7 protein-coding genes are annotated in these 12,330 nt (G+C 64.8%); 4 read left to right on the top strand and 3 right to left on the bottom strand.

Annotation, left to right across the window (positions count from 1 at the left end):
- Positions 1-275 precede the first annotated feature (275 nt).
- The gene (locus GNK13_RS05435) at positions 276-1,814 is read left to right on the top strand and encodes a N,N-dimethylformamidase beta subunit family domain-containing protein (RefSeq protein WP_203328935.1); all 1,539 of its coding nucleotides are present in this window, start codon (positions 276-278) and stop codon (positions 1,812-1,814) included.
- 157 nt (positions 1,815-1,971) lie between these two features.
- On the opposite strand, the gene GNK13_RS05430 is transcribed toward GNK13_RS05435, so the two are convergent.
- Complete coding sequence (locus GNK13_RS05430; RefSeq protein WP_164101432.1) at positions 1,972-3,216, bottom strand: hypothetical protein; 1,245 nt, start codon at positions 3,214-3,216, stop codon at positions 1,972-1,974.
- A gap of 203 nt (positions 3,217-3,419) precedes the next feature.
- Between GNK13_RS05430 and GNK13_RS05425 the strand changes: the two genes are divergently transcribed.
- A complete protein-coding gene (locus GNK13_RS05425; RefSeq protein ID WP_164101431.1) occupies positions 3,420-4,361 on the top strand; it encodes an SMP-30/gluconolactonase/LRE family protein in 942 nt (313 codons plus the stop codon).
- Between the two features lie 11 nt (positions 4,362-4,372).
- Here the strand turns inward: GNK13_RS05425 and GNK13_RS05420 are convergent, their stop codons facing one another.
- The gene (locus tag GNK13_RS05420) at positions 4,373-5,503 is read right to left on the bottom strand and encodes a dihydrodipicolinate synthase family protein (RefSeq protein ID WP_164101430.1); all 1,131 of its coding nucleotides are present in this window, start codon (positions 5,501-5,503) and stop codon (positions 4,373-4,375) included.
- Positions 5,504-5,866: 363 nt separating this feature from the next.
- Between GNK13_RS05420 and GNK13_RS05415 the strand changes: the two genes are divergently transcribed.
- Together GNK13_RS05415 and GNK13_RS05410 are read left to right on the top strand one after the other, a co-directional pair.
- A complete protein-coding gene (locus tag GNK13_RS05415; RefSeq protein ID WP_164101429.1) occupies positions 5,867-7,507 on the top strand; it encodes an ABC transporter permease in 1,641 nt (546 codons plus the stop codon).
- Positions 7,508-7,569: 62 nt separating this feature from the next.
- Positions 7,570-8,307: an ABC transporter ATP-binding protein gene (locus GNK13_RS05410; protein WP_164101428.1), complete on the top strand. Its 738-nt coding sequence runs from the start codon at positions 7,570-7,572 to the stop codon at positions 8,305-8,307.
- Positions 8,308-8,940: 633 nt separating this feature from the next.
- Here the strand turns inward: GNK13_RS05410 and GNK13_RS05405 are convergent.
- On the bottom strand, positions 8,941-12,096 hold the full coding sequence (locus GNK13_RS05405; protein WP_164101427.1) for a YCF48-related protein: 3,156 nt from the start codon (positions 12,094-12,096) through the stop codon (positions 8,941-8,943).
- Positions 12,097-12,330: the final 234 nt, after the last annotated feature.

The following is a 12,330-nucleotide window of genomic DNA, read 5'->3' as shown; positions in this document are numbered from 1 at the left end:
TAAAAAGCAGTCGCCTTCGGCTTGCCGTTAAACGATTTTTCCGCGAGCCGTCCTGCTCCGAACCAATCCAAAGTGGCGCTGTCCAGCTAGCCTCGGGCCTCGCAGCCTCGGAACTTTCGCTGCAGCACCCGCGGCTAGCGCCGTCGGCTGATGAATAATCCGAGCTGGAAGCGCAAGAGTTCGCTTAGCGGACGGAGTTGGCTTAAGCTGCTGCAGAACAAAGTTTCTGCCTGCCTTTGCTCCTTCCCCGAACTTTCCCCTCAGGAGAACCTTCCATGCCTCGGGTTTGGTTTCGATGTGTCGCAGCCGTGGCGCTGCTGTGGACGGCACCCAGCGTTTTCTCGCGAGCCGCCGCCGCGGATGAAGGACCGCAGAACGTGATCGAGCGGGAAAACGCCCACGAAGGATCGACCGATTGGCAGCTGACCCGAGTCCGCGTCGATGGCGGCCAGTACCGCTCGCCGTGGATCGAAGGCTACTGCTCGCGGCAAAGCGTCAAAGCGGGCGAGACGATCGACATCATGGTCTCGACCAATCCGGTGCGGGATTTTTCGATCGAGTTCTTCCGGATGGGCTATTACGGCGGCCGCGGTGCGCGGTTGATGAAGACGATCGAGCGAGTCGAAGGACAAACGCAGCCGACGCCCGAACTGGGGGAGAAAAACCTCCAAGAGTGCCGCTGGGAGCCAACCCTGCAGCTGACGATTCCTGAAGACTGGGTCAGCGGCGTCTACCTGGGGCGGATGACGACGATTCCCCAAGGCCAAGAAGCGTACTGGCAAAGCTACGTGGTCTTTATCGTGACGGATGATCGCCCTGCGGAGGTCTTGTTCCAATGCTCCGACAATACTTGGCAGGCTTATAACCAATGGCCCACGAAATACTCGCTGTACACCCACCCCAAGGGCAATCAGGGGCCGTGGGCCGACGTCAGCTTCGATCGTCCCTATGGTCGAGAAGCGCAATTCACCGGAGTGGTCAACGATCCGCTGACGGTCGGCTCGGGTGAATTCCTGCCGCTCGAATTTCCGCTGGCCTACTGGCTCGAACAGCACGGCTACGACGTCACCTATTGCTCCAACAGCGACATGCTGACGCCCGATCGCGGGCTGAAATGTCAGAGCTTTATCAGCGTCGGGCATGACGAATACTGGGATATTCGCCAATTCCGCAGCGTCGAGAAAATGCGAGACGAAGGGGTCGACTTGCTATTCCTCAGCGGCAACAGCGTCTGCTGGGTCTCGCCATTCCGCGACAGCTACGACGGTCGCCCGAACCGAATCATTTTCCGTGGCGGGCCCTACGGGGCGGAGAATGAATATGCGGTGGAGCGGGAAGAAAACTTTGGTCCCTTTTCCCACCGTGGTCCCGACGAAGGGCTGCTAATGGGGGCTCGCAACATTCGCCCGGTCAATGGCGGAGGGGACTGGATCGTCACCAAGGCGGACCACTGGATGTTCGAGGGAACCGGCGTGCAGAACGGCGACTCGATCCCGGGGCTAATCGGCTGGGAGTTCCATGGGCTGCCCGCGGAAATCCCGGGGCTCGAGGTTGTCGGCGCTGGAACCGCCTGGCAGGGTGGCGTCAATCCATCGGACTGGACCGCCACCATCTACCCGGGCCCCAAAGGTAACTTTGTATTCAATGCGGCGACGATCTTTTGGGTGCAGGGGCTCAGCTCGCCTCCCGGGCACACCCTTCCGTGGTCGCACTGGAGTCGGCCTCACGGTCCCGACGAGCGAGTCCAAAAGATCACTCACAACCTGCTGCAACGGGCCCTGAAAGAATCGGTTGAGGAAGACGAGGCGCTGTGAGGTCAGAAGCAAGGAAAAGAATCGCGAATTGGAGTGCCAAATCAGCCGCCACGCGCTAGCGTCCGGTTCTCACTGCGTTTTCGAGAACCGGGGGCTAACGCCCGGCGGCTGATGAATGTTTCGGCAGCACCGACCGAGTTCACCGCAAGGGAGCGGCTCAGTCGAATATCGTTTGCAGGACTTCCGACAGCTGCGAATCCTTGCTGGCGGCTAGCGCCGTGGAGGCATCAGCCTGCAGCTGCAGCAGGGCTGCGTCGAGATGATCGGTGAGGACGGGAATCGACTCGTCCTCGCCGCGATTCTGCAGCATCCGCCATCGCTGCTGATTGGCCGCCAAGCGGAACTTCACCCAGTTGGCGTCCTGCTGAAACTGCTGGACGCGGTCGGTGTAGCGAGTGATGTCGATCGAGACCAACGGCGCGACGGGCTGACGGACCGCCGCGTCGAGCAGCTCTTCGGTGGGTAGGTCCAGCGGCACGTTGGGTTCGACCGCTTCGGTCGCCGGTCGGAGACTCTCGACCCGCGGCACATCTTCGCGAAGTTCCGCGGCCACCGCCGCCGGCCGTTCGGGATACGGAGCGTTCGGGCGCAGGTCTCTCAGGTCGTAGATCGAATCGCCCGCATAGGGAAGCGTCGCCGATTGCGTCTGTGCGAGCCGGCGAGCATTGGGGCCGGTTTGCTCGTCCGCGTCAAAACCGGCGTCAGCCTTGCTCGGGGCCGCGGCGACCGCTTCTTCGATCCCTTCTTCCGCCGCTTCGGCTGCCGTCAGCGGCTCCAGCGGAGCCTCGGCCGTGTAATCGGCGACCCAGTAGCGGCGAAACGAGAAGGGGCGGGGCTGGTCGAGCACATCGTCATCGAGCGCTTCGCTCGCAGGCAACAGGGGAGGCACAACGGGCCGCGGTGGAGTAACTGCCACGCGTGGCTCTTCCGCTGCCTCTTCCACGGCCTCGGCTACCGCTGCGGCCGCCGCCTGTTGTTCGGCTCTCTCGGCGGCGATGCGTCGCCAGCCAAACGTTTCCAAGGCATCGATCAGGTTGTCGCAGTCATTGATCAACAGCGCCATCTTCTCGCGGTACTCCGAACTGTCCGACTGCGCGGCCGCCGCTTGAGCCAACCGTCGTACCAGGTGAGCATCGCTCCAAACCACACCGGCCAACGCCCAATCGCTGATGGCGGCCGGTTGGCCTTCGGGGATCGGTGCGTCATCCGCCTCGGCGAGTTCGGCGGTCACTTCGGACGCTGGAGCGACTTCCGGTGCTTGGGCAAGCGCCGCTCCGCTCGAGCCAGGCGCTGCCGAGAAAACGCAGTGGGTGGCCACGGCACCGGCGAGAGTGGCGCCGGCGAGACGAACTCCGGCTCTGGCCAGAACGGCAGCCGGAAGAAAGGTGAAATGGCGGTTCACGGTAGAATCCCCGATGCATGGAAGAACGGTGCTTTCGCCTTCTCCTCCACGCAACCGGTGTGCCGCGATCCCGCCCGAAAGCCACCCGAAAGCAGCCCCAAAGCCGCCCTCAGCGAACGCTCGCCATGTTACCGTAGCTATCCTAAAATCCGCTCCGCTGCCGGCTTTTGTTTCCCCGTTGCCCCGCCGAGGATTTCACTCCAATGCTCCGCACGCTTCTGACTCTGCCGATCCTTGGTTCACTCACGATGGGTTCGCTTGGGGCCGGTTCGATTTTGATCGGTTCGCTCTCGGCCAACTCAGCCGCGGCGGAAGAGTTGTTCGTGGCCCGCCCCCTGACCGAGCCGGGGAGCTTCACCGCAGGCGTCGAAGGTCCGGCCTGCGACGCCGAGGGGAATTTCTACGCCGTCAACTTTGCTCGCCAGCAGACGATCGGCCGCATTCCGCTGGGGGGCGAGCCGGAGGTTTTCGTCACACTCCCCGGCAAGAGCGTCGGCAACGGGTTGCGGTTCGACCGCCAAGGCATGCTCTACGTCGCCGATTACCCCGAGCACAATGTGTTGAGGATCGATCCGCGGTCGAAAGAGATCGAGGTGTTCGCTCACAACGCGAAGATGAATCAGCCGAACGATCTCGCGATCGACTCCCGCGGCGTCCTCTACGCCAGCGACCCGAATTGGAAGGAGGGGACGGGCCAAGTCTGGCGGATCGACCAGGACGGTTCGACCGAGCTGGTGGCCGAAGGGATGGGGACGACCAACGGGATCGAGGTCAGCCCCGACGATCGGACGCTGTACGTCAACGAAAGCGTCCAGCGAAACGTGTGGGCGTTTCGAATCGGTCCGGACGGAAACCTCAGCGAAAAACGTTTGCTGCGACAGTTTCCCGACCATGGCTTTGACGGTATGCGAGCCGACGTCGACGGAAACCTCTACATCACCCGGCACGGCAAAGGGACGGTCGTCGTCCTCTCCCCCTCCGGCGAGATCGTGCGGGAGATCGACGTGCTCGGGTCAAAGCCCACGAACATCTGCTTCGGCGGCCCCGACGGGCGGACCGCGTATGTGACCGAGGCTGACCAACAGCGGATCGTCCAGTTCCGAGTCGATCGCCCCGGCTTGTCCTGGCAGCGGTGGCAGCGGTAGTCCGGGCCAGCCTACCGCAGCCACTCGTCGCGGTGCTCGGCGATGAACGCGTCGTCGCAGAGATGCGGGTAGGCCGCGGTGACTCGATCGAGCTCCTCGGCTTGTCCGGGGCTGAGCGTTTCCTGCTCGTCGAGGCACCAGATCCCTTCGAGCAAGCCTTGGCGGCGGAGGATCTCGTGGAGCCCAGCAATGCAGCCGGCAAAACCATTGGCCGAGTCGAATGCCGCCGCGTTCATGTCGGTGACTTCGTTGTGCAGCCGCAACAAGCGATCTGAGACGAGGGGAGCGTCTTCGCTGTCCGCGGCGGCCTCTGCAGCTCCCGCAATTTTCCGGCACTCGGCGAATAGCTCCACCGACGGCTTCGTCCACACCGACCAGTGGCCAAGCAATCCGCCGACGATCCGGACCGTCCGCGGCTGGCCATCGCAGTCGAAGCGGAACGGCGTCAATAGGTCCAGCACGATGTGGTCATCGTTGCCGGTGTAGAGCGGGATATCGTCGCGGCCGCTCTCGGCGATTGCCCGCACGACGTCGATCGTTTGGTACCGATTGAAGGGCGCGATCTTGATCCCGATCACGTTCTCGAGCTCGGCGAAGCGGCGCCAAAACGAATAGGGCAGCACGCGACCTCCCACCGCTGGCTGGAGATAGAACCCGACGATCGGGATCACCTCGGAGACCGCGCGGCAATGCTCGATCAGCTCGTCCAAGCCGCGGCGGGCCATGGCCGCCAAACTCAGCAATCCCGTGTGATAGCCAAGCTCGCGGAGTGTTTCCGCTTCGGCAACCGCTTGCCGAGTGTCCCCGCAGATCCCGCCAATTCGCACCAGCGGGCCTTGCGTCGCCCCGCTCGCCTCGCCGCGATCCATCTCCTCGGCCGCCAGCTCCAGCACCGGCCGAAACAACCCCACCTGCGGCTGGCGGATCGCAAACTGGGTCGTATGCACGCCGACCGCGAGCCCGCCGACGCCCGAGGCGAGGTAGTACCGGGTGAGCGCCCGCTGCCGCCGTTCGTCCATCCGACGCTCGGCGGTCAGGGCCAACGGATGGGCGGGAATCGCAACGCCGTGTCGGAACCGCTCCCAAACAGCTGCGGGGAGTTTGGACGAGGAAGAATCCGCGGAGTCGATTTTGGAAGTCATGCGATCTGTGTCTTTTGCGGCAGCCGCTTCTTCGTCACCCTCCCCCCGGGAGGGTCGCGAGGAACGAGCGGGGAGGGCGGCCACATGGAGGGAGAGCCCAACGGAGGGAGGGCCGAACGAAGCACCCGCGACTGGTGGAGTCGATTTTCCGAAAGAGCCTAGCGACTCACCGGCGAAAGAGCCAACCCCCGAAACCAGCGAAGCGGACTGTTCGCGAACAGCGCAGCGGAACTTCGAAACGACCAGGTCCCGAGCCGGCGGCGGCCCACAATGGGGCTGGTCTTTACCCGCTGCGGCGAGGACCGGTATGCTCCGCGGCGACTGGACAAGGATTGGTCCGCCTCAACTGCGTCGGAGACGCTCATGTACCGTTGGTTGTTGTGCTTTCGCTATCTCCGCACACGCTATATCGCCCTCGCGTCGATCATCAGTGTGACCCTGGGGGTTGCCACGCTGATCGTCGTCAACAGCGTGATGGCTGGCTTCTCAGCCGAAATGCACGAGCGGATGCACGGGCTGGCTTCGGATATTCTGCTGGAGTGCCACACCGTCGGCGGGATTCTCGATCCGGAAGCGCACGTCGAAGAGATCCGCGAACTCGTCGGCGATCAACTGGTCGGGACATCGGTCTCGGTCCACGTGCCGGCGATGATGGGGATCGAGCACAATGGTCAGCTGGTCACCCGGCAAGTCAACCTCGTCGGCATCGACGCTCGCACGTACGACACGGTCAGCGACTTCGGCAAGTACTTGCTGCACCCGGAGAACCGCGAGCACGTCGCGTTTGAGCTTCGCGAGGCGGGCTATGCTCCAGAGCGACAGGGCTTTCCCGAGTCGGGGTGGGAGTATCGACGGGCGCGGGCCGCTTACGAAAAAGCGATCGAAGCGGAGCGTCAGCGGATCGAAGCGGTGATGGCTGCCAACCGCCGCGCGGCGGGCCAACCGCTCGCCCTCCCCAATGCGGCAGGTTCTGCGGCGGGCAGCACTGCAGTGGCGGGTTCGGCTGCGGGGAGCTCGGAGGCGGCAGATTCTGATGCGGCGGCAGCCGGTCCGGGCTGGTCCCCGCTGCAGGCGACTCCCGAGTTTGCTTCGGAGTCGGGTAACCCGGTGGAGTTCGATCCCGCCAAGGAAACGTTTCCTGGGATTGTGCTGGGGATCGCCACCTGCAGCACGCGGGTTCGCAGCGATGGAGAAGAGGTCGAGGACTACTTCTACTGCCGACCGGGCGACGACGTGCGGCTGATGTTCCCGAGCGCGTCGGAGAACACCAAAGTGCTCGACCAACGCTTCACGGTCGTCGACCTGTATGAGAGCGGGATGAGCGAATACGACGGAACGTTTGCGTTCGTCCCGCTCGCCGATCTGCAGGAGTTTCGGGGGATGATCGATCCGGAATCGGGCCGCCGGAGCGTGACGACGATTCAGCTGAAGTTGGTCGAGGGGGCGGATTTGAACGCTGTCCGCGATCTGCTTCGCCGCCGGTTCCCTCCGCAGCAGTACGCCTACCAGATCCAAACTTGGCGGGACATGCAGGGCCCGCTGCTGGCTGCGGTCCAGCTCGAAACGATGATCCTCAACATCCTGCTGTTCCTGATCATCGCCGTGGCCGGGTTCGGGATCTTGGCGACGTTCTTCATGATCGTGGTCGAGAAGACCCGCGACATCGGGACGCTCAAGGCACTCGGGGCGTCGGGGCGGGGGGTGATGAGCATCTTCCTCAGCTACGGATTGCTGCTCGGCGTGGTCGGTTCGGGCGTCGGCTTGATCGGCGGCCTGCTGTTTGTCCGTCACATCAACGAAGTGGCCCGGCTGATCGAGATCGTCACCGGCCAAGAGGTTTTTGATCCGGCGATCTACTACTTCAGCGAGATCCCAACGATTGTCGAGCCGTTCACGCTTGTCTGGGTCGTTACTGGCGCGGTCCTGATCGCCACCCTGGCCAGCGTGCTGCCGGCTTACCGGGCGGCTCGCATGCATCCGGTCCAGGCCCTTCGCTACGAATAAACCTTCCTCTGAACGCGATGTCGCGGGCTGCGTTTTCCACTCCACCACAGACGACCCCATCCATGGCACCGACTGTTTCTCAATCGTCGATTCTGACCGCACGTGGATTGGTCAAAAGCTACTGCAAGAATCGGCTCGAGGTCCCCGTGCTGCGGGGGGTCGATTTCGACTTGAAAGCCGGTTCCCTGACAGCGATGGTCGGCCGGAGCGGATCGGGCAAGAGCACCCTGCTGCATCTGCTCGCTTCACTCGACCAACCCGACTCCGGCGAGATCTATTTTGCCGGGGAGCGGATCGATTCCGCCTCGCGGGCCCGCCGCGACGCGTATCGCAACCGGGAGATTGGCATCATCTTCCAGTTCTATCATCTGCTGCCGGAGCTGACGGCGCTGGAGAACGTGCTCACGCCGACGATGATCAATCGCTCGGCGTGGTCCTACTTCCTCGGCAGACACGAGGCGCGGCGGCGGGCCAGTGAACTGCTCGAGCGGGTCGGGCTCAGCCATCGCATGCACCACAAGCCGCGGGAACTGAGCGGCGGCGAGATGCAGCGTGCGGCGATCGCCCGGGCGCTGATGTCCGAACCCAAAATCTTGTTGGCGGACGAACCGACCGGCAACCTCGACTCGCAGACCGGCCAGCAAATTCTCGGTCTGCTCCGCCAGCTCCACCAGGACGAGGGGCTGACGATTGCGATGGTCACCCACGACGACGCGGTGGCCGCCAAAGCCGATGTGATCGTGCGACTTGAGAACGGCCAAGTCGCCCCAGCCGACCGAGCCCACGCCTCGGCCGCCTAACTCTCGCCGCCTTCTGCCCCCGCCGCCGCCCCAAACCAAGCCCCGCCTCCTGGGGCCCGTTGCTAAAGCTGTGACCCCTATTGCCCCGAGCCCCCTTTTGACCTGGTCCTTTGCTCGGGGCTCTGACCCCCTACATGGGAACATGGGCTGAGCTGGAAAGACGGCGAACCCATAGGACCGATCGCTCGGGCTGTGACCCCTTCTGAGTGTTAGGGCTGTGACCCCTTTTGCCCTGGCCCTGACTTCACTCACCGGCTCGCCCTTCGACAAGGCATCGAGCCTTCCTTACCGCTCCGCGCCCGCCCCAGAGGGGGCTGAAACAAATCAGCCCAGAGCACAGCGCCGCGGCGGAGCCGCATAGCGACGCCCTGGGTCCGCAGCCCCCCAAGTCCCCAGCCAGCCCCACCGGGGCGCCACATCCGCCGATCCGAAAAGGCTCTACCCCCTTCCGGTCCGATCGTTAGGGCTGTGACCCCTTAAGACATTTGACCTGGAAAGATAGGCGGACCTGGCATCCTGGCGAATCCACTGGACTGATCGCTAGGGCTGTGACCCCTTTTGATCCAAGGGCTGTGACCCCTTTTGACCCATGACCCCTTTTGACCTTGGCTCCGCTGAGGGGCGGACCGCAGCCTACTTGAAGACGAGGGTCCGCCAGCCGCAGGGGTCGGCCAGCGGCTGCTGCGAGCCTTCGTGACCAGCGGGAATGATCCGCGCTCGGATCCTCCAACGGTCGCCAGCCACCGGCGGGAGCCCCACCAAGTCCTGCCGGCGAACCGCCGCCTCGATCGTCCGCACACCCCCCTCCAACTCCGTGGCGACATACCAAATCGGCTGCCAGCCGGTGAACCCGTCACAGGTATCGCGGGTGTGACCACGAGCGTCCACTGTCAACTCATAAGCCGTCAATAAATCGCAATCGACGTCAATCTCGAGCACCGCACGCGTCTGTCCTGCCAGCGCCGCATCACGCTGGCGACGTTCGGCTGGGCGAGCGTGATCGTCAGCTCCAAAAGATCCGCGGAGCGCGAAATAAAGGAAATCGGCGTCGTAAGCAAACCGCACCTGAGCCTCGCCGACCGCAGCCTCGATGGATTGCGACGCAAAATCTCCCCAACAAGGATCGTCGACGCGACCATCGAGTAACGGTCGCTCGATACGTCCAGCACGAATGGCCGGGACGGCGGTTAGCCAATCGTCCGGCCGCGGATTGAGCAGCTCCTTCCACTCGCCCGCCGTCAGCGCTTCACCCAATCGAGCCACCGCACCGCGGTCCCAGGAACTCATCGCCGACGGCCCGCGGGCCGACTTCCAAACGAGCACGGCCGGGTGCATCTGCCACGGCAAATCCTCGGCTCCGGCGAGCTCGACGACTTCAGCCGGTTGCGGTTCGGAACGCGGGGGGCCAGCCGCGGGCAGTCCAGCGGGCCGCACCGCAGCCGCGGGAACTCCCTCCGTCGGTCCAATGCCCGCAACTGGCATCACGGGCGAATCATGTTTTTCAAAGGGCGAGCTGTGGGCAGCGACGCGCTCGGTCGTCCCCTCCGCACGCGGCTGGCGAACCACCGCCGAATCGGCCAGCAGCGGCTGCCATTCCTGGCTCTGCAGCAGGCTCTGGAGGCGAAGATCGGCGGCCCGGGCAAAGCCGCTCGCCGAGGGTTGCCTCGCTGCTTCGGCCAACGCAGTCCGATACAGTCGCACCTCGCTCGGGCGGTGCTCGCTGGCCGACTCGATCCGGTGCAGCAACTTGCGCAGCAGCCGTTCGCGGTTCTCCAGCGGCGTCTGGGTGACCAGCAACGAAAGCTGCCGCTCGAGTGCCGGGCGATCGAGCGTCTGCGCATCCGCAACTAGCCGCTCGATCAGCTGCGTTTCCCCGCTCCGCGCCTGCAGGATCTGGAAATTGCGCCGGCGTCCTTCCGGCACCGGACGTCGCCCATTACCACTGGGCAACCCGTCGGAAACCCCACCGATCAGCCGTTCAGCTCGAGACTCGTCCCAGCGACGGCGGAGCAACAGCCGCTCGGGGACCACGCGGCCCGGGTCGAGCAACGCCAGGGCGTCGGACCACAGGTCGGCGGTGAGCACCCCCGCAACCGGCAGCACGGCCGAAGCATGAATCGTTAACTCGGCCCGCGACTCGCCGCTGACCTCGAACACCCGGGCCACCCCGGCCCGCATCGCCTGCGAGAGCCAGCGGTCGCGTTGCTCCTCCGACAGATCGGCTCCCAAAAGGATCACGCTCGGAGCGCAGCTGGCAATCACCGCCGCGATCGACTCGGATCCCCTCCCCGCCGGATCCCAGGCCAGCACCTCTCCACCCCCAAGCTCAGCAGCCGCTTGACCGGTCCGGCCGCCGAGACTCGCCCGCAGCGGATTAAAACCGCTCGAAAAACCAGTCGCCGCCTCTCCCTTGGGCCCCTCTCCCTTGGGCCCCTCTCCCTTGGGCCCCTCTCCCTTGGGCCCCTCTCCCTCGAGTCCGCTCGGCCGACCGGCGACAGCCACGATGAAGCGATGCCCCCGTTCCAGGGCTTCGCTCGCCAGCACCGGCCAGGGAAGTTCCGCCGGATCGACCGCGACGCCGAGCAACATGGCGCGGGCCGAACCCCCTCGCTGCACACGCCACGTCCGCCCGCCATCGCGGGTCGCCAGGATCGTGCCAAAACCACCCACCGCCCAGCCGCGATGCTGATCGTGAAAGTGCAGGGCGTACAGCGGCCCATCGAAACCCGTCTCCGGCTGGGTTCGTACGCCTTGCGAGTCGACGCGGCACACCTGACGGCCAGGGGCTCCGGCAAACCACAGCGATCCGTCGACCGCCGCTGCCGCGCAGAGCGGCAGAAACGGGGTCGGCGCAGGAGACTCGATCCGGGTCCAGCGTCGGCCGCCGTCGCGGCTGATCGCGAATGTCCGGTCGCCCAAGGCCGCCGCCGCATGCGGCCCTGCGGTCGCCAACGCCGTCACTCCAGGCAGCACCGCCACCGCTTCGGGCGGAGAGGCCGACGGACCGGCGATCGCCTCCGGAGCGGCAGCAAACAGCACTCCCTGGTCGTCGGCCATCAGGACTCCATCGGAGCTGAGGCTTGCCGCGGCGACTTGGCGGAGTTGTTCGCCCCCTACGGCCCGCCAGCTGACGCCGTCGTCTTCGGAGAGAAACACGCCGCCGAGGTGGATCGGCGACCACTCGCCGCTGGCGATCAGCCTTCCACTGCCGAGTTGGCGAATCGAGCGCAGCGGGGGGAGATCGGATTCCAGCGGCGTCCAGCTCTGTCCGCCATCTCGAGTCCGCAGGACGATCGCCCGCCCAAGCCCCGTGTCGCTCTCGTACCAGCCGCCGACCGCGTAGCCTCGCTCGGGGCTCGAGAAGTAGACCGAGCGGAGGTTGCCAGTCGTCCCGCTCGACTGCGGAACCCACACGTTTCCGCCATCGGAAGTGACCAGAATGACGCCCAGGTCTCCGACGGCCCATCCGCGGTCGGGATCGGCGAAGAAAATGTCGCGAAGGGCCGCGTCGTTGCGGCGGTCGCCATCGACGCGTCCATTCGGCAGCGGAGCCGCGGGAGCCGGCGCGGTGAGCAGCGTCAAAGCCGCCAGCAGGGAGCCTTGAAGCCAGACCCCAAAGCCCCACAAGCCCCCAGAGCCACACAAGCTCCCAGAGCCCCCAAATCCCTCTCCACCGCCCCGGCGACGGAAAAAACTCGCCGCCGAATCGTCACAGATCGCCGAAGCCGCGACCGGTCCCGTTCCGGACGGAGAAGAAATCGGGTTCGGGGCGGCGTCCTTGCCATCCATCGCGCAGAATCCTCTTGGAGTGAACCACCTCGCTCAATTTGCGGTCTACACCGCAACCACGGCGGACTGCAGTGCCGCAGCGTCCCCTCCAGCACCATCGGGTTCGCGATTTGCCGTTGACGACCCTGGTGATCGTGCGTCCATAATGGCCCGAATCCGCAGTGCCGAGTGGCGGGGCTGAACCAGATCCAGCATTGCCTCCGGTAATTTCCCGCCTTAGATTCGTGATTCTCG

The sequence above is a fragment of the Candidatus Laterigemmans baculatus genome (genome assembly GCF_010367455.1).
In the GTDB taxonomy this organism is placed as follows: Bacteria; Planctomycetota; Planctomycetia; order Pirellulales; family Pirellulaceae; genus Laterigemmans; species Laterigemmans baculatus.
The sequence above is the reverse complement of the archived record's forward strand: the minus strand, read 5'-3'. Positions and strand labels throughout refer to the sequence as shown.